General features: G+C 62.5%; 21 protein-coding genes. 9 read left to right on the top strand and 12 right to left on the bottom strand.

Annotated features, from left to right (window positions below; genetic code table 11):
* The first annotated feature begins 139 nt into the window (after positions 1-139).
* Both ACXMDP_RS11520 and ACXMDP_RS11515 read left to right on the top strand, forming a co-directional pair.
* The gene (locus ACXMDP_RS11520; protein WP_259729096.1) at positions 140-361 is read left to right on the top strand and encodes a hypothetical protein; all 222 of its coding nucleotides are present in this window, start codon (positions 140-142) and stop codon (positions 359-361) included.
* 220 nt (positions 362-581) lie between these two features.
* On the top strand, positions 582-2,072 hold the full coding sequence (locus tag ACXMDP_RS11515) for an SGNH/GDSL hydrolase family protein (RefSeq protein ID WP_259729097.1): 1,491 nt from the start codon (positions 582-584) through the stop codon (positions 2,070-2,072).
* 57 nt (positions 2,073-2,129) lie between these two features.
* On the opposite strand, the gene dnaG is transcribed toward ACXMDP_RS11515, so the two are convergent.
* Positions 2,130-4,259: a DNA primase gene (gene dnaG, locus ACXMDP_RS11510; RefSeq protein WP_259729098.1), complete on the bottom strand. Its 2,130-nt coding sequence runs from the start codon at positions 4,257-4,259 to the stop codon at positions 2,130-2,132.
* A gap of 175 nt (positions 4,260-4,434) precedes the next feature.
* Between dnaG and ACXMDP_RS11505 the strand changes: the two genes are divergently transcribed.
* Positions 4,435-5,289 (top strand): DMT family transporter, encoded by an 855-nt coding sequence (locus tag ACXMDP_RS11505; protein ID WP_399232748.1) that lies wholly within the window; start codon positions 4,435-4,437, stop codon positions 5,287-5,289.
* A 36-nt stretch (positions 5,290-5,325) separates the two neighbouring features.
* On the opposite strand, the gene ACXMDP_RS11500 is transcribed toward ACXMDP_RS11505, so the two are convergent.
* The 11 genes from ACXMDP_RS11500 to ACXMDP_RS11450 form a co-directional block, all read right to left on the bottom strand.
* Positions 5,326-6,447, bottom strand: a complete 1,122-nt coding sequence (locus tag ACXMDP_RS11500; RefSeq protein ID WP_259729100.1) for an ABC transporter permease — start codon at positions 6,445-6,447, stop codon at positions 5,326-5,328.
* 3 nt (positions 6,448-6,450) lie between these two features.
* A complete protein-coding gene (gene rbbA / locus ACXMDP_RS11495) occupies positions 6,451-9,180 on the bottom strand; it encodes a ribosome-associated ATPase/putative transporter RbbA (RefSeq protein ID WP_259729101.1) in 2,730 nt (909 codons plus the stop codon).
* Positions 9,177-10,244 carry an HlyD family secretion protein gene (locus ACXMDP_RS11490; protein WP_259729102.1) on the bottom strand — a complete coding sequence of 356 codons (1,068 nt, stop codon included), beginning with the start codon at positions 10,242-10,244 and terminating at the stop codon, positions 9,177-9,179. The genes rbbA and ACXMDP_RS11490 overlap by 4 nt, the downstream gene beginning before the upstream one ends.
* Before the next feature lie 572 nt (positions 10,245-10,816).
* The gene (gene pgmB / locus ACXMDP_RS11485) at positions 10,817-13,672 is read right to left on the bottom strand and encodes a beta-phosphoglucomutase (RefSeq protein ID WP_259729103.1); all 2,856 of its coding nucleotides are present in this window, start codon (positions 13,670-13,672) and stop codon (positions 10,817-10,819) included.
* 503 nt (positions 13,673-14,175) lie between these two features.
* On the bottom strand, positions 14,176-14,508 hold the full coding sequence (locus tag ACXMDP_RS11480) for a LexA family transcriptional regulator (protein WP_259729104.1): 333 nt from the start codon (positions 14,506-14,508) through the stop codon (positions 14,176-14,178).
* A gap of 162 nt (positions 14,509-14,670) precedes the next feature.
* Complete coding sequence (locus ACXMDP_RS11475) at positions 14,671-15,297, bottom strand: VOC family protein (RefSeq protein WP_259729105.1); 627 nt, start codon at positions 15,295-15,297, stop codon at positions 14,671-14,673.
* 98 nt (positions 15,298-15,395) lie between these two features.
* Positions 15,396-16,166 (bottom strand): hypothetical protein, encoded by a 771-nt coding sequence (locus ACXMDP_RS11470; RefSeq protein WP_457766870.1) that lies wholly within the window; start codon positions 16,164-16,166, stop codon positions 15,396-15,398.
* A 350-nt stretch (positions 16,167-16,516) separates the two neighbouring features.
* Positions 16,517-17,239, bottom strand: a complete 723-nt coding sequence (locus tag ACXMDP_RS11465; RefSeq protein WP_259729107.1) for an oxidoreductase — start codon at positions 17,237-17,239, stop codon at positions 16,517-16,519.
* Positions 17,240-17,362: 123 nt separating this feature from the next.
* A complete protein-coding gene (locus ACXMDP_RS11460) occupies positions 17,363-18,085 on the bottom strand; it encodes an SCP2 sterol-binding domain-containing protein (protein ID WP_259729108.1) in 723 nt (240 codons plus the stop codon).
* 84 nt (positions 18,086-18,169) lie between these two features.
* Positions 18,170-19,183 carry a DUF4331 family protein gene (locus ACXMDP_RS11455; RefSeq protein ID WP_457766869.1) on the bottom strand — a complete coding sequence of 338 codons (1,014 nt, stop codon included), beginning with the start codon at positions 19,181-19,183 and terminating at the stop codon, positions 18,170-18,172.
* Between the two features lie 1,577 nt (positions 19,184-20,760).
* Positions 20,761-21,219, bottom strand: a complete 459-nt coding sequence (locus ACXMDP_RS11450; protein WP_259730618.1) for a hypothetical protein — start codon at positions 21,217-21,219, stop codon at positions 20,761-20,763.
* 22 nt (positions 21,220-21,241) lie between these two features.
* Here ACXMDP_RS11450 and ruvA point away from each other — a divergent pair, with 22 nt between their 5' ends.
* The 6 genes from ruvA (at position 21,242) to ACXMDP_RS11420 (ending at position 23,927) form a co-directional block, all read left to right on the top strand.
* A complete protein-coding gene (gene ruvA, locus ACXMDP_RS11445) occupies positions 21,242-21,904 on the top strand; it encodes a Holliday junction branch migration protein RuvA (protein WP_259730617.1) in 663 nt (220 codons plus the stop codon).
* A gap of 71 nt (positions 21,905-21,975) precedes the next feature.
* A complete protein-coding gene (rpsO, locus tag ACXMDP_RS11440) occupies positions 21,976-22,245 on the top strand; it encodes a 30S ribosomal protein S15 (protein WP_094513390.1) in 270 nt (89 codons plus the stop codon).
* A gap of 8 nt (positions 22,246-22,253) precedes the next feature.
* Positions 22,254-22,688, top strand: coding sequence for a PAM68 family protein (locus tag ACXMDP_RS11435; RefSeq protein WP_094513393.1), 435 nt, complete (start codon positions 22,254-22,256; stop codon positions 22,686-22,688).
* Between the two features lie 288 nt (positions 22,689-22,976).
* Entirely contained in the window at positions 22,977-23,276 is a 300-nt protein-coding gene (locus tag ACXMDP_RS11430) for a CsbD family protein (RefSeq protein ID WP_259730634.1), read from the top strand.
* Between the two features lie 152 nt (positions 23,277-23,428).
* A complete protein-coding gene (locus ACXMDP_RS11425; protein WP_259730616.1) occupies positions 23,429-23,575 on the top strand; it encodes a lmo0937 family membrane protein in 147 nt (48 codons plus the stop codon).
* A 61-nt stretch (positions 23,576-23,636) separates the two neighbouring features.
* The gene (locus ACXMDP_RS11420; protein ID WP_259730615.1) at positions 23,637-23,927 is read left to right on the top strand and encodes a hypothetical protein; all 291 of its coding nucleotides are present in this window, start codon (positions 23,637-23,639) and stop codon (positions 23,925-23,927) included.
* The last annotated feature ends 51 nt before the right edge of the window (positions 23,928-23,978 follow it).

Raw genomic sequence — 23,978 nt, 5'->3', positions numbered from 1 at the left:
TCCTGGGGGCCGAGCCAGTTCCGCAGGTTTTCTGACCGACTTGTTGCGGCACGGCTGTGGCGCCGGACGGGATTCGGCGCACAAGAACTGACCAGACGGCCCTTCAATCCACCCTTCCAACTCCCGCCTGCAGCTCCTGTTGCGCCAGCGTCAACCAGCCGTGGTCTCGGCTGCAGAATTTACAATTAAAGATATCCTTGCTGTTAAATCCACAATGGCAGCAATGACTGCTGTTGACTTCACGGATGCAGAGATCACAAGTATAGAGATCACAGGCCTGAAAATCATCGATAAAGATCATGCAGTTGCTGATGTCATGGGTACAGATTTCGCTGCCACAGATTTCGAGGTCGCAGAGTGAGCGATCACCGAGCAGACAGCCGCAGGGGTCTGCCCAATAGAACAGCGGCTCGGGCGGGCCTCCCCATGGACTTGCTACAGGGAAGGCAGGCAGGAGCGTCCTCACCCCACACCTGCCGCCTTCAGGAAACGTGATGCGGAACTGGAAGAGATGTCTCGGAGTTGTGGCCTTGCTCTGATCCTGGACAGAGTGGTGAGCAGCACCGGAACCGAGAGGCTGGATGGGCAGGCTCTTCACGATCGGCGACAGCGTCTCGCAGGGCTTTCGCAGTGGCTGCACCGCCTTCACAGAACATGCCTACAGCACCCATCTGGCCAGAGCCCTGGGGATCGCGCCCAGCGACTACCGGCTGGTGCTGTGGGAAGGGGAAAAGCTGAAGTTCGACCTCGAAGCACTGTTCCGCAGGCTGGAGGGCCGTTTCGGTGTGGACGTGGATTGGGGGGAATGGCCGCGGGCCTTGCTGCAGATCATGGGCGAGCTGGATCGCGCTGAAACCTATTTCGAGCGAGGGCCGGGAGCCATCGGCAAGCCCGTGCGGTCCTTCAGCTCACCATTCACCGACAACACCGCCGTGGAAGGGATGCGGGTGAGCGATGCCTGGGAGATCACCCCGGCGCTCTGCAAGCATCGAATCCAGCTCGACAGTCGTGGTCTCGACAACAACTTCGGCCTTGCCTGCGCCAACCAACCCTTCTACCGGGCCGCCTACCGCGTGCTCAATCCCCAGGCGAACGACACGTTTGACGCCCACTCCCCGATCCGCTGGCTGGAAGGTGTGGCGTCCAGTGAAGGTGTCGACAATCTGATCGTGTTCCTGGGGGCGAACAATGCTCTCGGCACCCTCTTTTCCCTCGACGTTCGCCTCACGCCGGGGGATGGCAGAAGCTTCACCGCCCGCAGCGAAGACCCGACCAAGCCCGATCCCTTCAACCTCTGGCATCCGAACGATTTCGAGCGCGACTACCGGCAGTTGCTCGAGAAGATCTGTCAGGCGATGGCCAGCAACCGCAACGCCAGCTGGAAGGCCTACGTGGGAACGGTGCCGCTGGTGACGATCGCGCCGATCATCGACGGCTTCGGGGAGGAACGGGTGGTGAAGGATCCGCGCGTACCGCCGGGCAACGCCTCCGGCACCTTCCGCTATTACCAGTACTACAAGCGTTATGGCGTCAGCGATGCCACAGCGCTTTCACGGCGGCAGAACCACCTCACCTTTCGTGATGCCCAGTTCATCGATAACGTGATCCTTCGATACAACATGATCATCAAGCAGTTGCTGGCTGAATTCAATCAGCGCTATTCCCACAGCCCGTTCGTGCTGGTGGACATTGGCGATGTGCTCTCCCGCATGGCCTGGAAGCGCAACAGCGGCATGCCCAATTATGTGTATCCCGAAGAATTCCAGTGGCTGTATCCGCCGCTGAATACCAAGTTCTACAAAGCCAGCAAAGAGGGGGAACTGCTGGAGGGCGGCATCTTCAGCCTGGATGGCGTCCACCCCACCGTGATCGGCCAGGGGATCATCGCCTGGGAGTTTCTCAAGGCCTTCCAGGCCAATGGCTCCGCCCCGGCGTCTGCTGCGATCGATTGGCCTGAGATCATGAAGCAGGATGAGCTCTACAGCAAACCGATCCGCGTGCTCGACGACCTCATCGAGAACGATCAGGTCGTCGATTTCTTCACCCAGGTGATGGCGTTGCTGGGGCGCTGAGCGCCGTTGCGCAGCACCGAAAGCCGCCTCATACAGCCGGCCGCCGTGTGGCCTGCCTCAGGCCGCCGGGGCCTGCAGCGTTTCCTCCCAGCCGGCGCAGCGCTGCTGATCGAGATGGCCGATGTGCAGCCGCTCGCTGTAATACAGCTCCTGGAAATGGAGCGCATCGCGGTTCAGTTCAACGAACAGCGCCCCGATCCTGCTTTCCATGTCGAGCAGGGCTGGTGTTGCTCCGCTAGGGCAGCGCGGCGGGGCTACCGCCGCGCTGCTTCCTGGCGCCGCTGAGCCGTTGCCGTTCTCTTCGGCCAGCAGCCGGGCGATGCAGCGCTCCAGGGTTTCCAGGTTCTGGCCGCGCCAGGAATCGAGCAGGTGGCGGCAGCGCTTGAGGCTGCGCTGACGCTCCAGCACGGCCGTGGTGCCTCGCAGCTGCAGCAGGGGCTGGGCCAGCACCATGCGTTGCAGCTCGTTGGGCTCCAGCAGGGGGGTGAGCCGGTTGAGCAGTTCGCTCTGGTCCATCAGCAGCTGGTCGGCCAGCAGGCGGGGCAGGTCGAGATCCCCCAGATCCTCGCCGGGGTCAGTGCCGCGGTTCACCGCCTCCAGCCGGCCGGCGCCGAGGTTGTCTTCCTCCAGCTGGCTGATCGCCGCCCACAGCAGCCGGTGGTGCTGCAAGGCGAAATCATCCAGTTCTCGCAGCCGCAGCTCCCGCCGGATCGCGCCGCGATGGATGGGCGCATGCAGGTAGAGCCGCAGGAGCTCCGCCTCCGCCCGCTCGCGCAGGCCGACCTCGCCGGGCTTGTCCCAGCGGCTGGCGCGGCCGTGCCAGCGCTCGCCCTTCACCTGCAGGCGCAGGTCTTCCTCCAGCTTCTGGGCCAGGCGTGCCTGGCCGCCGGAGAGGCGCTCGGCCACCTGCTGCAGGTAGTGGCTGCGCACGGCGCTCTGCGGCAGCTTGCCCAGTAGGGCCACCAGGGCCGACACCGCCTGCTGGAACTGATCGGCGCGGGCCAGGTCCTTGCCCTCAAGTGCCTGCTCGATCTGCCAGTCGAGCCAGAGCGGCGCCTGCTCCAGTAGGGCGCGGTACTCGCCGGCGCCGTGTTCCTTGAGGAAGTCGTCGGGGTCTTTGCCGGCGGGCAGGTGCAGCACCCGCAGCTCCACCTGCCCCTGCAGCGCCAGCTGCTCCACCTCGCCGATCGCCCGCTGCGCCGCCCGCACGCCGGCGCCGTCGGTGTCGAAGTTGAGCACGAGGCGGCGGCTGTCGCAGCAGCGGCACAGCTGGGTGATCTGCTGGCTGCTGAGCGCCGTGCCGAGTGACGCCACCGCATTGGTGATGCCGGCGGCATGCAGGGCGATCACGTCGAAATAGCCCTCCACCACCACCGCCTGGTCGTCCTTGCGGATGGCGTTGGTGGCGCGGTCGAGGCCGAACAGGTGCTTGCCCTTCTCGAACACCTCCGTTTCAGGGGAGTTGAGGTATTTCGGTTCGCCGCCGTCGAGGCTGCGGCCGCCGAAGCCGATCACTCGCCCCTGCCGGTCGCGGATCGGCACCATCACCCGGTGGCGGAAGCGGTCGTAGAAGCCGTCGCCCCCCTTGCGCGGCACCACCAGACCGGCGGCCTCCAGCAGCTCGGGCGCCAGCCCCTCCACCTGCTGCAGGTGCTTCAGCAGCCCATCCCACGCCTCGGGCGCATAGCCGAGCTCAAAGCTCTCCAGCGTGGTTTCGCTCAGGCCCCGCTGCTGCTTGAGGTAGGCCAGGGCTGCGGCGCCGGCGGGGCTGCGCAGCTGGCTGCGGAACCAGCCGGAGGCCAGCGCCAGCGCCCGCAGCAGTGCTTCGCGGCGCGAGAGCTGCTGCCGCAGCCGTTCCTGCTGCGGCCCCTCCACCGTTTCCACCGGCAGCTGGTATTTGCGCGCCAGATCCAGCACCACATCGCTGAAGCTGGTGCGCTGCAGCTCCATCAGGAACTTGATCGCGTTGCCGCCGGCCCCGCAGGAGAAGCAGTAATAGAACTGCTTGGCGGGCGACACCGTCATCGACGGCGATTTGTCGTCGTGGAAGGGGCAGAGGCCCACGAACTCGCGGCCCTTTTTCTTGAGCACCACGTGCTCCCCCACCACATCGACGATGTCGGCGCGTTCCTTGACGGCCTCGATCGTGCGCGGGTGAAGGCGGGCCTGGGGTGCCGTGGGACTCAAGGAAAGGCGCTACCGGTAGGGGCTGACTTGCTCCCATTCTGCCCGAGGCCACCAGGTGTGGGGAGCTGCCGTTGCCACCATCCCGGCGACGCCAGGCACCGCCCCGCCGGCCGGGCAGTGTCTAGCGTCGGCGATTGCGGGCGTCGCGCCTGCTCGGCTGGGATCCGGCATGGACATGCTGCTCAGCGCCCTGGCCTTCAGCCTGATGGGGGTGTGCGTCAAGGCGCTGGGCGGGCGGCTGCCGGTGGAGCAGGTGGTGCTGGCCCGCTCGGTGGTGAGCCTGCTGATCAGCTGGTGGATGCTGCGGCGGGCGGGTGTCTCCCCCTGGGGGCAGCGCAAGGGGTTGCTGGTGAGCCGTGGCGTGCTCGGCACCGCCGGCCTCTATTGCGTGTTCCTGGCCATCGCCGGCCTGCCCCTGGCGGTGGCCACGGTGCTGCAATACCTCCATCCCACCTTCACGGCCCTGCTGGCCTGGCCGCTGCTGGGCGAACGGCCCGGCGCCCGGGTGTGGCTGGCGGTGGCGCTCGGCTGGCTGGGCGTGCTGCTGCTCACCGATCCCGGCGCCCTGGCGCTGGTTCAGCCGGCGGGCACGGCGGCTGGTGTGGCGGCTGGCGCGGCCCTGCCCACCCTGCCGCTGCTGTTCGCCCTGGCCGGCGCGTTGCTGTCGGCGCTGGCCTATGTGAGCGTGCGCGCCCTGCGCCGCAGCGAACACCCCCTGGTGGTGGTGTTCTATTTCCCGCTGCTGGCGCTGCCGCTCAGCCTGCCGCTGGTGCTGCTGCATCCGGTGATGCCCACCACGGCGGAGTGGGGCTGGCTGCTGGGGGTGGGGGTGTTCACCCAGCTGGGCCAGCTGGCCCTGACCCGCGGCCTGATGACGATGCCGGCCGCCCGCGCCACCGCACTCAGCTACGTGCAAGTGCCGCTCGCCGCCCTCTGGGGGCTGATGTGGTTCGGCGAAACCCTCGACCCCGACATCCTCACCGCCGCCGGCCTCGTGCTCGGCGCCACCCTCTTGAGCCTGGGTCGCTGAAGGGTCACGCCAGCGGCCTTGCTCAGGCCATCACCATCAGGCCATCGCCGTGATCGCGCTGCGGAAGCGGGCGTGGGCCACGCCGAAGAACACCGAACCGATCAGCAGCAGGGCCAGGAACTGGGGCCACACCACCGCGAGCGTGGCCCCACGGAAGAGGATGCCCTGGGCGAGCATCACGAAGTGGGTGTTCGGCGCCGCCAGCATCACGGTCCGCACCAGCTCGGGCATGCTTTCGCGCGGGGTGACCCCACCCGAGAGCATCTGGAGCGGCAGCAGCACCATCATCAGCAACAGACCGAACTGAGCCATTGAACGGGCGAAGGTGCCCAGGAAGATGCCCAGCGAGGTGGAGGCGAACAGGTAAAGCGTCGCCCCGGCGGTGAACAGCGGCAGCGAACCGGCCAGAGGCACCCTGAGCAGATCCTGCACCACGAACACCAGGGACAGCAGGCCGGACAGGAGCACCACCAGACCCATCGACCACACCTTGCTGGCCATGATCTCGAAGGGCGTCACCGGCATCACCAGCAGGTGCTCGATCGTGCCCCGCTCCCGCTCCCGGATCAGCGCGGCGCCAGTTAACACGATCGAGAGCAGGGTGATGTTGTCGATCACCTTGTTCACAGCGCCGAACCAGGTCTTGGTGAGCTCGGGGTTGAAGCGCATGCGCGTCACCAGCTGCAGCGGGGGCACCGCAGTTGCCTGGCTGTTCTGCACAAAGGTCTGCACCTCGGTGCTGATGATCGACTGGACATAGCCGCTGCCCGTGAGCGCCTGGCTGACGCGGGTGGCGTCCACGTTGAGCTGAACAGCCGGTGAACGGCCGGCCAGCACATCGCGCTGGAAGCCGCTGGGAATCACCAGGGCGAAGGTGTCGAGCCCCGCATCCATGCGCTGGTCCATCCGGGCCTGCTGGATCAACTCCGGCAGCTGGAAGTAGGGCGGCTCGAACGCGGCGATGATCCGCTCCGAGAGCAGCGAATGGTCTTCATCCACGATCGCGATCGGGGCCGTGTGCAGCGTTTCAGGAAGCACCGTCGCACCGGTGTAGACCGAAACTGTGAAGACGAAGACGATCAGCAGCAGCATGATCGGGTCACGGGCCAGGCTCCACAGCTCCTTGAGGCCCAGATGCAGAACGTTGGCGGCGCGCATGGTTCAGCCCTCCTGTTTCTTCAGGAAGAGAACCGACAACCCGAGCAGGATCGGCACAGCCAGCAGCAGCGCGGCGAAGGCGCCGGATAGATCTGCGAAGCCCAGGCCCTTGGAGAAGGTGCCGGTGGAGATGGTCAGGTAGTGGGCCGTGGGATAGATCGCTCCGATCACCGCCCCAGCGCCCTGCAGGGACGACACAGGATCGAGCAAGCCGCAGAAGGAGGTGGCAGGCAGGATCGTCAGCACGGCGGTGCCGAACAGGGCGGCGATCTGGGTGCGCACCAGGGTGGAGATCAGCAACCCCAGGGAGGTGGCACAGATCACGTAGAGCAGGGCGCCGCTGGCCTGGGCCAGCACGCTGCCGGTGAGAGGCACGGCGAACAGGGTGACCGCCAGAACGGTGAGGAGCACATAGTTCACCATCGCCAGGGCCACGTAGGGCACTTGCTTGCCCAGCAGGAACTCCAGGCGGGTCACGGGGGTGGCGTAGAAGTTGACGATCGTGCCCAGTTCCTTTTCGCGCACCACCGAGAGCGCCGCCAGGATCGCCGGGATCAGCAGCAGCAGGATCGGAATCGTGGCCGGCACCATCGCCACCAGGCTGCTGATGTCGGGGTTGTAGCGGAAGCGTGTCTCGATGCTGGCGGGGGGGAGCGGGCTGGTTTGACCCAACACGCGCCGTGCCCTGTCCTCCTGCCACTGGCCATGCAGGCCCTGCACATAGGCGCGCACCGTCTCGGCCCGCATCGGCATCGATCCGTCGATCCAGGCGCCGATCTGCACGGGGTTGCCGCGCTCGAGATCACGCCCGAAGCCCGGTGGCAGTTCGATCGCCACGCTCAGCTCGCCCGAGCGCATGCGTCGATCGAGGGCGTCATAGCCGTCCAGTGGCGGATGTTCGATGAAATAGCGCGACCCGGCCAGATTGAGGGCGTAGTCCCGGCTTGTTGTGGTGCCGTCGCGGTCGAGCACGGCATAGGGCAGATTCTCCACATCCATGCTCATGCCGAAGGCCATCACCACCATCAGGAACAGGCTGCCGAGCACGGCCGTGCTGATGCGGATCGGGTCGCGGCTCAGTTCCAGGGCCTCGCGCCGGGTATAGCTCCCCAGCCGTTGCAGGCTGAACCCCTGCTGCTGCCTGGGTGATCCCTGCCTGGGTGGCGCTGCTGCCAGGGTTGCAGTTGTGGGGGTGGGGGCGCTGTCGCCGCTCGCCTCCTCCAGGTAGCCGATGAACGCCTGCTCGAGCGTGGCCGCGCCGCGCCGCGCCACCAGGCCGGCGGGGGTGTCGCTGACCAGCACCCGGCCGGCATGCATCAGGGAGAGGCGGTCGCAGCGCTGCGCTTCGTTGATGAAATGGGTCGAGAGGAAAATCGTGACCTGTTCCTGGCGCGACAGGTCGATCAAGTTCTGCCAGAACGTGTCCCGCGCAATCGGATCGACGCCCGACGTGGGCTCATCGAGGATGAGCAGGTCGGGCCGATGCACCAGTGCCACCGCCAGTGACAGCCGCTGGCGCACCCCCAGCGGAAGGGCAGCGGGGAGGGCCTCTTCCAGACCCGCCAAGCCGAACTGCTGCACCAGATCCGCGACACGCCCGGGGATCTCCGCCTCCGGCATCTGGAACAAGCGGGCGTGCAGCACCAGGTTCTGCCGCACCGTCAGCTCGCTGTAGAGCGAGAACGCCTGCGACATGTAGCCCACCCGCCGCCGGGTGCTGAGGTCATCGGCGTCCAGGGGCTGATGGAAGAGGAGGACCCGGCCGGAGCTGGCCGGCAGCAGCCCGGCCAGCATTTTCATCGTGGTGGTCTTGCCGCAACCGTTGGAGCCGAGGAAGCCGAAGATCTCGCCGCGCTCGATGCGCACGTTGACCCGATCGACCGCCAGAAAGGTGCCGAACCGCTTGCTCAGATCCATGGCCTCGATCGCCACCTGGCCGTCGCCCGGCGGGCGCGCTGGAATCGTGACCGGATGGTGCTCCCGCCGCCTCGCCTCGGGCAGCAGGGCAATGAAGGCGTCCTCCGCTGTGCTGGTGCCGGTGCGCCGCCGCAGCTCCGCCGGGCTGCCGGTACTAAGCACGCGGCCGCCATCCATGGCCACCAGCCAGTCGAAGCTGGCGGCCTCGTCCATCGAGGCGGTCGCCACCAGCACGGTCATGGCCGGGTGCTCGCGCCGGATGCTGCTGATCAGGTCCCAGAACTGGCGGCGCGAGAGGGGATCGACCCCGGTGGTGGGTTCATCGAGGATCAGCAGGCCGGGGTCGTGGATCAGGGCGCAGCACAGGCCGAGCTTCTGCTTCATGCCCCCCGAGAGCTGGCCGGCTGGGCGAGTGCCGAAGGCCGCGAGTCCGGTGCGCTCCAGCAGCTCGGCGCGGCGGCTGCGGCGCTCGGCGCGGCCCTGGCCGAACAGACGCGCGAAGAAGTCGATGTTCTCGATCACCGTGAGCGTGGGCGACAGGTTGTTGCCCAGGCCCTGGGGCATGTAGGCGATGCGGGGGCAGACCTCGCGGCGATGGCGTGGATCGGCCATGTCACCCCCCAGCACCTGCACGCGGCCCTTCTGCCTGCGGCGGATCCCAGCGACCAGGGCGAGCAGGCTGGATTTCCCCACCCCATCCGGACCGACCAGACCGGTGAGGCCACCGCCGACAACGTCGAGGCTGACGCCGGCGAGGGCCCGGGTCGCGCCGAACTGCAGCTGCACATCCCGGAGCTGAACGACCGCTGGCGTCAATCCGGAACCCTCACCGTCAACGCCGCCGGCCAGGCGGCCTTGGGGTCGAGTCGGACGTAGGCCATGCCCGGCAGTCCGGTCTTGACGCTGCGGATGTGGCGTTTCAGCAGGGCGGGATCAATGCGGGCCTTGATCCGGAACATCAGTTTCTGGCGCTCCACGGCCGTCTCCACCGTTTTGGGGGTGAACTGGGCCACATCGGCCACGAAGGTGACCCGCGCCGGAATCACCAGCTGAGGAGCGGCGTCCAGCACCAGGTGCACATCAGCCCCCATGCGTACCTTGCCGGCCTGGGCCGTGGGCAGAAAGAACGTCATCGAAACGTCGGAAAGGTCGACCATGTTCAGCACCTTCCCGCCGGCGCTCAACACTTCGCCGGGCTGGGCCACGCGGTACTGCACCCGCCCATCCCTGGGGGCCTGGAGCTGGCTGTCGGCAATGTTCGCCTTGATCCCCTCGATCCGGGCCTGGGCGGCCGCCACTGAGGCCTTCGCCTCGATCACCAGCGAGCCTGCTGTGGTGATGGCGGCGCGGCTGGCCGCCACGGTGGCCTGGGCGGAGGCGACGATCGCATCAGCGCCATAGAAACCGGCGCGGGCATCGTCGAGGCTCTCCGCTGAAACGGCGCCACTGACGAACAACTGCTCCGTGCGGCGGCGATGGCGGCGGGCGTCTTCACGCTCTGCGCTGTGCTGCAGCACGATGGCTTCCGCAGCCGTTCGCTCACTGCGTCGCTGGGCCACGCTGCTCTGCGCCGTTTCCACAGCGTTGCTGGCCTTGCGCAGATCCGCCTGGGCTTCACGGAGTTGGGCATGAAGCACATCGGTGTCCATGCGGGCCAGCACCTGCCCGCGAACAACGAAGTCCCCCTCCTTTCCCAGCACTTGCTTGAGCCGGCCCGCTGACTTGGCCGCCACATCGATTTCTACGGCCTCAATGCGTCCGTTGCTGCTGGCGAACCCCGGCGCCAAACCCTTTGGCTGGTTGGCGCGCCAGAGCCAGCCTGCCCCTGCACCGGCCACCGCAAGGGCCGTGATCACAAAAAGCCAATGCTGCCGGGTCATGATCTGGCAGCGGTTGGAATCAGCTCGACCCAAGCCAATCCCTGAGCAGCCTGGAGATTGGGGCAGGCGATAGTCAACAGGGCGGCCAGCTTGCTTGTCTGATCGATGTCACACCTGGATGGCAGTTGATTCACCGAAAACAAAGCCGTTCTCGCGTCTCCCTTGCGTTCAAGCCGGGTTGGTTTCGTTCAATGACCCTGACGATCCTGTTCCCCTTGCTGGTGGCCGTCGTGGTAGACCCCTGTCTAGCCAGGCCGTTCACCGGCGCCGGCTGAAGGGTGTGCCGAATCGGTGGCAGAAGTGCAGCACATCTGTGCGAGATGCGCGGAAGTCTGGCGCATTGCTTTGATCGGTAGAAGGCAGGGGCCTGAAGCGAAAGATGCTCAAGATGACCATGATCTGGGGGTAGTGGTTGCCGCCATAGCCGCCTTGGCCGGCTTGCACGGCAGGATCAGGTTGCGGTTCTCCGCAAGGATGATGGCGAGATCACGAACACATTCGTGGCTTCCTTTGTGCAGTTGGCCATCCCCCACCTCACCAGCAACACGTTCGTGATGAGGAGCGTGGATCGATCACCATTGCATGCCGAGATCGCTCAGGCGAACACCATCCAGATCTGGAAGCACAATGTTGGCGGCACCAACACGCTCCTGAGGTCCGATGCCAACCGACCACATCCCTGCAGCAATGGCTGCTTCAATGCCAACGGCAGCATCTTCAACCACCACACAGTTGGCAGGAGTAAGTTTCAATTGAGTGGCAGCATATTGAAAGATGTCGGGTGCTGGCTTGGGCCGTTGAACGCTGTCGCCGTCTGCGATTGCATCAATGAAAGCTCCGATCCCAAGCCTGTCGATGACAGTGCGTGCATTCTTGCTGGCGGAGCCAATCGCAATTTTCATCTTTGCTTGTCTGAGCTCCTGTAAAAACTCAATGGCCCCTGGAAGCATGTCCTGGGGGGTGATGGTTTGGATGTCTTCAAGGTAGTAGCGGTTTTTGCGCTCCATCATGTCCTGAAGTGCAGATTCGGAGTAATGACGGTCGCCAATGATCTGCTGAAGCGATCCGCGTCTGGACACACCACGCAGGGCCTCATTGGCCTTGCGATCGAAGGGTAGCTTTTCCTCATCCGCTAATCTCTGCCAAGCGCGGTAATGAGATTCGGAGGTGTTCGTCAACACCCCATCCACATCGAAGATGAAGCCCTTGATGTCTGGAGCTTGAGTTTGCGTTGGACCTTGAGCTGGAGGTGGTGCTGGCTGTGACAGATCAAAACTGTGCCAGGAACCGCGCCATTGCAGCTTGAATCTGAGCCGCTTCCAGGTTGGCGGCAGATGGGGAATCGCCATCGGGCTGTTTCCCTTCATGTGAACGCCGGCGAAGCCGAACACCACGGCTTGCCATACGCCACCGGCTGACGCCGCATGAATCCCATCTGCTGTGTTGCCGCGGCTATCTTCGAGATCAACGGTTGCTGCCTGCATGAAGTATTGATAGGCTTCTTCTTCCATGCCCAGCTTTGCGGCCAGGATCGAAAGAATGGCAGGGCAGAGCGACGATCCGTACGTGGTGTCTGTGCGGGGAGTGTAGTAGTGCCAGTTCTTTTCGAGAACATCAGGGTAGGAAAGGCATGAGTCGGTATCTCGCATCAGATAGAGGAGCATCAGGACGTCAGGTTGCTTCAGAACCTGAGACTGATTGGTCACATCCATTCCCAGAACGTCCTGCATGGAGCGATGCCGGGGCTCGTAGTCATTCAGGTGGATGTCTCGTAATTCAAAGAACTGATCAAACTGTTCAATCAGCCCGGTCTTGGCATCGTATGGGGTGTAAAGCTGTGCGATGGCGGCTTGGAGCTGGCGCAGCCTGTCTGCATTAAGTTGTAGCTTTTGAGCGAGCAAAGCGGCGTGGTCGGGAAACTGCTGCTGCAGCCATCCGTAAACGGAGACGGCTGTCTCCAGATTCCACTTCGCCATCCAATTGGTATAGGCGTTGTTGTTCACCTGTTCGTGGTATTCATCAGCGCCTATTACTCCATCCAGTTCAAACCGTTCCAGCTCCGGCTTCCACTCCAGCCGACTCATCCAGAAGATGGCAGTTTCCAGAATGACTTCGGCTCCGTAGTCTCGTAGCCAGATGTCATCGCCTGTTGTCTGCCAGTAGTGCCAGGCCGCATAGGCAATATCGGCACTGATATGAATTTCGCGATCACGGCACCAAATGCGTATCGCTTTCGAGTAGGGGTCGGTCTGAATGGACCATCGGGGCGTCATCTCATCACCCGTGGCTGCACTCTCCCAGGCATACATCGCACCGTGATAGCCACTATGGGCAGCTTTTCGCCGTGCACCACTCAGGGTGTGATAGCGGTAGGTCAGTAAGCTCTTGGCAATCTCAGGCTGCGTCAAGGTGAACAGTGGCAAGATGAATATATCCGTATCCCAGAACACGTGTCCTCGATACCCAAATCCCGATAATGTTCTGGCCGGAACGCTGACGCGGCTGCTGTCTGCGCATTCACCCGCGATGTGCGAACATGCGCCAATAAATAGTTGGAAGATGTTGTAGCGCACGGCCACTTGTGCGTTGGTATCTCCTTCAATCTCTATATCGCTTTGCTGCCAAAACTCGTTCCATGCGTTCTGATGCGCCCTCAGCAGAATGGGATAGGCCGGCAGGTTGGTCAGTTTGGCCACAGCCGCCTGGGCGGGATGGTCCACATCCTGTGATGTGATCAAGGTGACAACTTTCTCTACGCCTACGGTTCTTCCCTTGGCCGCGAGAAAGGTGATCGCGATGGTGGGGCAATCAACAGAGCCCGTTGTTCGTATTGGTAGATCGTTATTGATCGGTGTCATTCTGGCTGCCATGCCGAGTTCGACATGAGAACTGCGGGTGCGAACATGCAGCCAGAGGCCTTGATCATTCGCTCCCCGGTCGAGCTGCTGCCAATGATCAAAGCCTTGGTTGTTGGCAAAGCCATGAAGGCTGGTCTGAATTTCAATCGCTCCAGTGAAATCAAGAGGAGTGATCTGGCAGTTCAGTCCGAAAACGGGATGATCTGCCAAGCTCGCAAAGCGCTCAAAGCGAAGATCCACGGTGTTCCCCGTTGGGCTCCGCCAGCGCAGTGCACGGCTAAGGATCCCGTTCCGTAGATCCAGCGTTCGTTCGTATTGGAGGATGGTGCCATGATCCAGTCGGAATCGATCGCCGTTGATCACGATCGCCAGCTCCAGCCAATCTGGACAATTTGCGAGCTCGGTATAGGCTCCAGGAATGTCGTCATAGACACCATGCACCAGTGTGGCCGGCATCGCATTCGGATACCCTTCTTCAAAGCTTCCCCGCGTACCCATGTACCCGTTGCCGATCGTAAACACTGTTTCTCTGGAGCGTATCTTTGCTGGATCGAAGTGATACTCGCTCACGCTCCAGTCTGTGTATGTCAGTTCATGAGAATCACATGAAGGATGCAGTGAGCTTGTGAGTTCTGTGGAAGTCATTGGCCCTGGTTGTCTGGGGGTGTAAGCGTATGCAGCTATGGCGTCTTCGCTCTGTGAACGCGTGAAACTCCACCTTCAAGTCTGGTTGTGCGCCAATGGGGCAGAGGTGATGTTGAGTTGGTTTGTGGCAGCACACATCCCATCGTTTCGGTGTAATCCTGGACGAGTGACTTCAGCCAGCCTTGGCTTCAGGGTCGATGCCGTGGCCCATGGGATGGTGTTGCTGCATGGCTTGAGCCAGTGCGGCTTGGGGAAGTGATCAAACGCCAGCCCGTAGCCTGTCTTCATGATGATGCGCACGACTCAGGCGTGGTCGCTGTGCGGCAGATCTGAGGTGCCGCGACCGGTCTTGAGGGGCTGAAGGTGACATGGACCACGGAACGCCGATCCCAAGGTGTACGTAGCCCGACCGCTCTGCTGCTCGTAGCTCAGGCGTACTTCTGCGTTGCATTGTCCATTGACCCAGGCTGGCCCGGGGCCAGGGCCATGCAACGGCCTGAGCTGGGAAGCTTGGCCCGATCAACCAGAACCAGGTCACCGTTGAAGAGACCAATCCCGCCGATGGCATCACCCACAACGACCAGTGGCTCAGTACTCACCAGGGGAAGCACCAGCTCGCGGTTCAGGTCGCGGCGGTCTTCGATGGAGTCGTTGGCAGGTTGTGTCGTCGAGCCAATGCAGGCCAAGCTCCCCGGCGCTATTGGATGCGCTTGAGCCGGTGGCGGATGCAGCACCAGGCATGAAGTGGACTGAGCACTCACGGCTTGGTGGACCGGGACTTCTGAGTAGTGACAGCACCATCTGGCGGCGGGGTTGTTGTGCCAGTGACCCGTCCAACCGGTGGGGGGCTGGCAAAGGGCCCTGCCAGTGTTTCTGCTGCTTCGTGGAGTGGTAACCGCCTGGGAAGAAAGATGAATCGCTAACTAGCTTTCCTGCGTGACTGTTAGACCAATCTCTTGGCCGTAGGACAGTTCCAGCGTATGCCCGTCAGGATCTCGCAAAAATGCCCAATAGCCAATCGGATAGCCCGAATCCTTGGGTTCTTCAAGCAATAACCCAGCCTGGCGAGCCTTGTCGCACAACATGTCCACGGCTTCCCGGCTCTTACAGCCAATTCCAAGATGGGCTAGGGGAGAGAGAACTGGCTGCACAATGGTGGCTTGAATCAAAACAATCACAAACGGTCGCGTATGGTCAGACAACCAGACAACTTCAGATCCTGTTTCCCTGTCAATGCGCCGATGCACAACTTGCATGTCAGCATAGGTAGCATAGAAATCAACACTGCGTCCAATATCGGAAGCGGGTAAGGCGACGTGGGTAAGTCCAAGATCAAGCATGGTCAGCTCCTCTGGCTTTGTTGATGACAGTGTAATCCTGGAAGCAATGATGGGGAAGTTGCCTTTGTCCAGCGGTGACGAATGGTTGTCTTGGGTGGCGGCGGCCTTTGGAGTGTTGGGGTGGGCTGGGATCCCAATACCCAGCAGTTTTTGATGCACCACCCCTACGGAGAAGCCGATCTGGTGGCAGGAGGGTTTACGCGCACACAACAGGGAGCTGCCGCATGACCACGACCACCCACTCTCATCAGCCCTTGACCGATCAAGGGGGTCGCGTCATTGATGTTGGGCTGTCCCTTCCCTCAGTCCTAGGGCCACTCCAAGGTCAGTTCCAGCTTGCGTCTGGCTGTTGCCGAGCTCTTCCTGGAAAAGGGTTGGGCCACAGGGGCCATTGTTTCGGTTTGGATCCATGCCGTCAACATCGCCAGTCGTCGCTTAGGGCTGGAGATCAGAAAGCGTTGCGGCAGGAGCCACTTGCCACTCCGGGGACGGAACCAACCTGGACCAATCGTGCGGTGAAGCGAGTCTTCATTGCCGGGATTCCCGACCATCGACACCCAACCTCCGGCGGCATCAGGAATCTGCTCCGAACGGGCAATGGAGAGACGCATGGGGCCGGCAAGATCGTTCCAGGTGAAGGCCGCAGCTGGAGGGGATGAAGGGATTCTGACAAAGCCGAATTGTCCCAGGGACACTGCTATGGGGGTTTTCAGTGTCGTCAGTTTGTGACTGGATCCATCGGGCATCACCAGCACAAAGCTATAATCTTTCTGTGGCAATATCCTGATGCCTTCGTTTACATCATTGTCGATGTAGTAATTGGGGTGGCGATCGTAATAGTTTCCTTGCCAGACCTTGAACTGCATCCTGGTTCCATTGACTTTGATCTGGAGATCGTCCCGTTCAATCACCGTGCCTTCACTAGTGGCAAGCACGGCACGAATGGTGTCGCGGGAGACTCGAGCACTGCTGTTCTGTTCAAGCTCTATCGTCACGACCACGTCACTGAGATTCTTCGGCAGCTCACGGCTGGTGCGCGTGCAGCCTGCGATTGCCAGTGAAAGGGTGGAAATGACCAAGGCTGCTCGTTGCCACATGTCAAAGATCTGTGGTTGAGGGTTGTCACCATTATCCACGCGCCCTTTGTCCCATGATGGCAAGATGCTCAGCCCATGGGCAAAACAACGTGCCGTGTTGGAAGAATCGAGGCGCCTATCTGGCAAATGGATCCCCAGCTTGACGCCTGCCGATCGACTCGTGGTGCTGGGAATGCTGCTCCATGCCATTGACCTCCGTTTGGGGGCATTGAGCCGAACGTAAAAGTTACGGGCTGCCGAAGGCGGTCCCGTGGGCGTAGGGTTGGGCTGAGAACTCAAAATAACTCGAACCTCCTACCTCATGCCAGTTCGCCCTGATCGTTCGGGCAGATTCAGACGAGTCCGAATGATCTTCTCAGGCCGTTCTCGACCGGACCGGCGGGCATGAAGCGGCGCAACTTGTATAGAAGAGAGGCCTCACCCTTGGGCCTATGGCGCATCTTCCATGCACCCAATGCTGCGTCGACAATCGTAGCTGCGACACCATCGGGCTGGGGCGCGTTGAGATCCATGTTGGTCTTGGTAAAGGAGGGTTCAACAAGGGCCACGCGAATACCGAATTGGCATACCTCGTGATCCAACGTCTCGGACAGCCCCTCAACGGCATGCTTGGAGGCTGAATAGAGCGCCATGTACGGCGCAGGCAGAATGCCCAACACCGAACTGATGGTGACGATGCGACCAGAACGCTGCTCACGCATGTGCGGCAGCACCACTTTGATCACGCGCACGAGGCCGAATAGGTTGGTATCAAACAGCGTCTGGGCTTCGGCAATCGACGTTTCCTCCGCCGCGCCTATCAGAGTCACACCTGCGCTGTTCACCAGCACGTCAATGCGCTTGGCTTTTTCGATGATGGTCTGGATGCCGCGCTCAATGGAGGCTTCATCGCGCACATCCATTTGAATGATTGCGACGCCCGAAACTTCCTGTACGTTTACCGCGTTGCGCACGGTGCCGAGTACTTGGCAACCCTGCTTGACACACTTCATGGCGGCGGCACGCCCAATTCCTGATGACACACCAGTAACGACGACAACTTTGGACATCGACATGGCAGTTCCTTTATGCGTGGGTGGTTGAATAAAATCTGAATTTGTCTGCCTGACTCCTGATTAGAAAGCCGATCGCAGATCTTCGTGAGCGGGATCAGGCCAGACGAACGGGGGACGCCGGCTTCAGACCGCAAAGCCACGCGCAAACCGCAGCAGCAGCCGTGGGTTTCCCCGTAGGCGGATGCGGCCGGTGAGCAGGGCCAGCAGCAGGTTGCGCTGACGGCGCAGGAAGGCGATCCAGGTGGCAGCGTCGGCCTGCACCAGGAGATCGGGCCGACCCACCAGATCGTCCTGGACCGTGCAGGTCTGATCGGCGATCACCACAGTGAAGCGGCAGGGCTCCGCGCCGCTGAACTGGAAGTGGTAAGTGGCGGTGAGGTTGCGGGCCTGCCCGGGCCGAAAGGTCATCGACAACCCGTTGCGGAACCCCTCGACCGAGATCGGTGTGAGGCTGCTGCGCACCCGCTTCACCGTCTTGTGGGGGAAACGTTTCGCCACATGGGCCTCGGCATCCGAGCCCGGCACCACATAGACCGCTTCGAGCTTCTCCTGCAGCAGTTGCACCACCTCGCGCACGAAGGCCTTGCGATCGTTCAGGAACGGCTCCATCACCTCCTCTCCGGCGGGACAGGCGGCCAGGCAGTAGGCCGCCTTGTCGTTGGCGCCGAAGGAGAGGCTCTGCCACATCGTGGCCGAATCGGCCTCGCCCACCTTGCGCTCGTAATCCCGGGCCGAGCGGCTTTCGGCGAGGTTCTTCGCCCAGTCGCTGAAGCCCCCCAGGAACTCCCGGTCGTTGTGGGTGTAGCAGGCCGAGAAGTTGAAGCGGCCATCGTTGCCGATCGCCATTGGGGCCCGCTCCCGGTTTTGGATGCTCTCGGGCACAACACATGCCCGCTGAGGTCTCATGGATACAGCCGTGTTGGCCTGTCGTTAGCTTGTCTTCTGATGTGGCGTGCCGATGTACGGAAACTCCTTGAGAATGTCAGTGTGCGGGCTGAGGCCGGTTGGGGGAATATCACCCTTCGAAAGGAAGGCGAGGCGATGATTGATGACGTCGTCGGTAAAGACGCGGCCGTTGGGATACGTCGCAGGCTTAGAAGGATTGAAACACAGCATGTCGGGCAAAATGCGGTCGGCGTCGATCGCGGCGATGGCTTCTTCTCGGGTGTAATTGCCCGTATGCCCCATCAGGTGTACGAACTGATCCGTCCATCGCTTGCGATCGTTAACTGGCTCGCTGGCGTTGTATTCCAACTTGGTGTCATCGGTGTTGAAGAAGCTGCTGACACTCGGGTGGCCGGCGCGATCAACATGAAGCAGTTTGCCGTCCTCAAGTACGCTGCATCGCCCCCAGATGCGGATCTCCGGATCGGCGTCGAGCTCGCTCGTCGGCAGCTCGATCACCATCGAGAAGACGTTGGCTTCCGTATTTGAATCCACGCCGGTCCACGGAGACTTGCCGCCCAGGTGGGGGGCGGTGAAGTTTCTGCCGCCTGAGGTATCGAAGAGATTCTTGATGCCGTCGAAGTCGAAAAAGAAAGCGTCGCTGCGAGCACCGGCGAAGAACGTGTAGGCGCCGGACTTGACGATGTTGGGTTCGACGCCGAAAGAGACCTCGGCATCGGCGATGATCTTTGTTCCAACAGCTTCGACAGAGCGGGATTCCTCGCCTTTTGCAACGAAGACGGTTACGGTTTGCTTTCCTTCGTTCGGCGGCGAGAACACGTAGCTGATCGCGATGTCTGTCAGACAATCGCCGTCGTTGTCGATGTTAACGCGGTAGATGGCATCGGGATGGAGCGCGTCGGCCGTCGGATTGGCATTGAGGATGATCACGGTCCTCGACGGGTCCTTGGGCGACTGGAACGCATAGAGGTCACAGAGGTCGAGTCGTTGGTCCCCGAGAGGAGGACCGAGATTCAGTCCAGTGAAATGGTTCGACACTGCTGTTCTCCTTTGAGCCGAGATTCCCAATTATGGACCGGTTGCCGCTCCTGTGGCGGTGCGCACTGAGCCGCGCGCAGCCCTCTAGAAACGACATGAGCCTTCATGGGCGCGACGAGCGCTGCGGGGGGGCTGGAACGAGTGAGGTATCTGATTCATGATCATGAATCAATACAGCGCGGGAGAGCTGCTTACAGGCGAGGACGCCGTGGTACGCCTCGTGGGTTTCCTGGGCCAAGGCGATGCACGTTGTGTGCGGCACTTCCCATCTCTATGAGTTCCCTCGCGCCTGTGGCGCCTAACGCCCCGCATCAGCGGCGCGGGCCTCCCGCGTCCGCTGGATGGGGTTGTTGGGCTTACTTCAGCGGGACTTGTTGCGCCTGATCAAGCCAACGATCAGGACAATGACACCAAGTAGCACCCCTGTAGACGCAGGAATAGCCATGCTCATTGCGGCCCAGTACATAGTTTCAATCGCATATTGTCTGAATCCACATGGGTAAGTCTCACCGAGCCAGCCTCCGCATCGACCGGAATAGGCGGGGAGCCACACCAAGACGCTGAAGACAAAGCCGGCAATGAAGGGTCCGATCAACGCAAGCGGGAGCTGAAACCATGCCGACCGACCGAAGGCTTGCCGAAAGACAGAGAGCCACACGGCTAAGGGCGGCAAAAAAATCAGCACCTTTGAAATGCTGATGAAGGATAGAGCGATAACGATGTCCATGATGTTTGAACTATCCGTGGAGCCTTACCTAGCGACAAGTCGATCGAAATGCTTTTCTCACTAGGCAACCCTGATGCCCAAGGCCGAATGGGCGGATCCGCATAAAACGCCCTTCAGACCTCTTTTGCAGCATAAGCGGGGAATCCCCTGACGCAACATGACCAGATTCCTTTCTTAGACTGGTCTTTCTGATTCCCCTGCAGGCCCTTGGCGACTTAACCGGGTCCGTATAACACTGTTCAATACGATACAACTTGAGAGACTTCATCCCTCCCTCTGGCAACCTGGAATTGTGACCCAATGGCCTTCAAGTGTCCTTGTTGGTCTGCAAGCTTCTAGATCTGATCCAGTCTTCCCACGCGATTGCCTGGGCGATTGTCCAGAGATGCTCATTGCCACTTTGGCTGGAGGCTCCCTATGGCGGCCCGGCAATCTCCATCACATCGTGCTGATGATGGAGGAGATCACAAACTCCCCTGCTTGGAAACTCCCGAGCCTTCGAACTCCACAATCAGCGGCTCCGTGACTCGCACGAGCCTTTTCCCGCGGAGCACCCCCGCAAGCGTCCGCACAGGCGTCTGTTGTCGACCTCAGCGAACGCGTGGAGTTCCACATCAGTGCTGCTGCGCCGGCGTTCGCATTCCTCCCCGTCAACGCGAGCGATGTGCCGGCTGGCATCGTCGCCCCGGTCTTCCACCAGCACGCCGTTGGGGGTGCTCCCATTGAGCGGTTCCTAGGCGATGGCGAGGCGCACGTCTCACAGGTCCGCCAGGTAGCGGCAGCGTTGCAAGGCGCACCCGATCACCGCCCTTGTCGGCCGGCCGTCAGTCATTCGACATGGGCAGCGCGCTTACCCCTTCAGCGGCAGTGGATCGGTCACCCAGCCGGGGCGGTCGCCCTCTGCGCTGGGCCGCGCCAGGCGCCAGCTCTGCCCCTTTTCACCGCGCAGCAGATACAGCTCGAAGGCGCTGTCCACCCGGTAGGGGTCATTGGCGAGCCGCCAGTCGAACTGGCCGCTGAGGTGAAGCCCCTGGCGATCGCCGATTGGGACCTTCTCCTGATGGCTGACGCGCACCCGGCTCACCTGGGGCGCTCCGGGGGGATCAAGCGCGAGCGCCGTCGCGATCGAGCGCTGGGTGAGGGCGATCTGCAGCTCCAGGGCACTGAGCAGCACCTGCTGCGACGGCTGGCCCACCCCCTGGCAGCCGCTCAGCGCCAGCAGCAGCCCGAGCGCCACAGCAATCAGGCAGGCGCCCAGCGGTGGCAGCGCAGACCGCCCACTGGCGGAGAGAAGGGGACCGGGCAGCATGGGGGCGCCTCAAGATGTGCCCATGATCGGCTGGCTGCAGGGCGCTGTGGCGGAACGGTGGCAGCAGGGACACCGCTGCGGCCTGCTGCTCTGCTGCCAGGGGGTGGGCTACGAGGTGCAGCTCACCCGCCGCCACTGGGAACGGCTCCCGGGTGAAGGCGCCGTGCTCACCCTGCACATCCATCAGTCGATCCGCGAAGACGGCTGGACCCTGTTCGGTTTCGGCGGGCGGCAGGAGCGGGACCTGTTCCGCTTGCTGGTGGCGGTCAGCGGCGTTGGCCCCCAGCTGGCTCTGGCCCTGCTGGGCGCCCATCCGCCCGAGGAACTGGTGCGCGCAATCGTTCAGGCCGATCTGCGCAAGCTCTGCCAGGCGCCGGGGGTGGGCAAGCGCACCGCCGAGCGCCTGGCGGTGGAGCTGCGCGGCAAGCTGGCCGAGAGCGACGGCGGGGCGGCCGCGCTGGCTGGCGGGGCCTTCGGCCTCGATGACGGCGGCGCCGACGATGGCACCACCCCCCTGGCCGCCACCCGCGACGAGGTGCAGATCACGCTGGAGGCGCTCGGCTACGCGCCGCTGGAGATCAACCGGGCCCTGCACGCCGTGGGACGCGGCGGGCTGGAGCCGGCCGAAGGCCCCGATGCCTGGCTGCGCGAAAGCCTGCGCTGGCTGGCCCAGCAGGCCGCCTGACTCCCTCCGGCCCAGGGGGCGCCCACGGGGCGGTAAGTTGTCTGTTTGCACCGTCAGGGCCCGACGCCGGCATGCCGCTCGATACCACCAAGAAACAGGAACTGATCAACAGCCACCAAACCCACGGCACCGATACCGGTTCCGTCGAGGTGCAGGTGGCGATGCTGAGCGAGCGGGTCTCCCAGCTCACCGGTCACCTGCAACAGAACAAGCACGACTTCTCCTCCCGCCAGGGTCTGCTGAAGATGATCGGGCGCCGCAAGCGCCTGCTCGGCTATCTCCGCGCCCAGAGCGAAGATCGCTACGCCCAGCTGATCGCCAAGCTCGGCATCCGGGGCTGAGCGGATCCATGGCGGCCAAGCGCAAGCCCCGCCCGAAGGCCTCCGGTCTTGCCCCCTCTGCCACGGCCGGAGCGGGCAAGTCTGGCGGCGGCGCTGCCGCCAAGGCCAGTGGGGCCAAAGTGATTCCGCCTGCAGTGGCCAACCGCATGGCACGCCGCATCGCCCTGGCCACGGGGGTTCCCTCCGTGCTGGGCATGTCCGCGTTCGTGGTCAGCTACCTGCTGGTGAGCCGCAACATCTACGACGTCCCCCCGGTGCTCACCCTCGCGGTGTCCGGTGGCCTGTTCCTGCTGGGTGTGCTGGGCCTCAGCTATGGCGTGCTCTCGGCCAGCTGGGAAGAAGCGGCCGGCAGCCTGCTGGGCTTCGAGCAGATCGGTGTGAACATCAGCCGTGTGCGTGCCTCCATTCGGGCGATGCGCCAGGGCAGCAACGCGCCCGGCTGATTGATCCCCGCTTCAGCAGCAGCACGCCGCCAGCACGCCACACGCCCCCTGGGATTGCCCCTGCACCGCTCGTGCTGCTGAACGTGCAGCAGACAAGGTGCTGGCGAAGCGATGCGCCTGAAGGTGCTGCAGATCTGCCCTGGAATGAATCCTTGCTGAGCCGTTTGTGGTGCGTTCGTGGCCGCTTGGGGGAGCGCTGGCTAGGTGTTGGAGGTGCCCTTGCAGACCTAGCCCATGAAACGAATGGATCGGAGGTTCCCGATTTCCCTGATTCTCGCCGTGGTCGTGATGATCGCCTCCTGCGTGTTTCAGCCCCCTGCAATGGCCTCGACCAGCTTCGTAACCACCACCCCCTTTGCCGCCAGAATCATGTCCAAAGATCTCTCTGCCTCCGCCAAGCAAGCGGAAGGCCGGCTTGAAGCTGCCCACGGCGAACTCACCGGAGACACCGGCGAAAAGCTCAAAGGGCAGGCCAAACAGGTGCAGGCTGCAGCGATGCAGGCCGGCTCCGACCTCAAACAGGGCGTGAAGTCGACCGCTAACAAGGTGAGCGATGCCACCGCCAAGGCCGCTGACAAGATCAAGTGACCAGGGCCTGAAACACAAAGGCCAATCAGTGGAGTTCTCCGCTGCTTGGCCTGATCCGTTGCATCACGCCCGGGGGCCTGCTGCTAGGCCTGCTGTGGTGATCCACAGGATTCAATCCCAATAGCTACTTCAATCGTTCAGGAGTGCCTCCCATGCTGGAAACCGTGGCTGTCGTGCTGCTTGTGTTGTGGCTGTTGGGTCTGGTCAGTTCGTTCACATTGGGTGGGTTGATTCACCTGTTTCTTGTGGTCGCTGTAGTGATCATTGTGCTACGGCTGCTGCAACGCTCCCGGATCTGATGGATCTGATGGATGCGTTTTCAGGCCTTGCTGCAAGGCCGATTTCTTCTTGTTGCTCTCGATGATTCGGCTGCTGACAACCTTCAGGCTTCAGGTGGTGATAGCGGTGTCTGCATTCATCTCCGTGGTGCCTCTGGATATTCGGGCACAATCCATTGATGCCCGTAATCTAGCCATGCACTTCTGCCAGCTTGCTGTGAATAATGAAGTGAAGCGCTCGGGTCAGAGTGTGCCTGAAGGGTTAACACAATCCACTTGCCAATGCTTTCTCAGGCAGTTTGATTTCAACAGCAATCTCAAAGCGGCTGAAAGTGTCTGCCGGCAAGAGACGCTGCGCAAATACGGGCTTTGATGGCGTTCGGTTCACGGCTCAGCGCCCCACTCCGCGAACCTTTGCGTGCAC

The organism is Cyanobium sp. ULC065 (genome assembly GCF_977927515.1).
The sequence above is the reverse complement of the archived record's forward strand: the minus strand, read 5'-3'. Positions and strand labels throughout refer to the sequence as shown.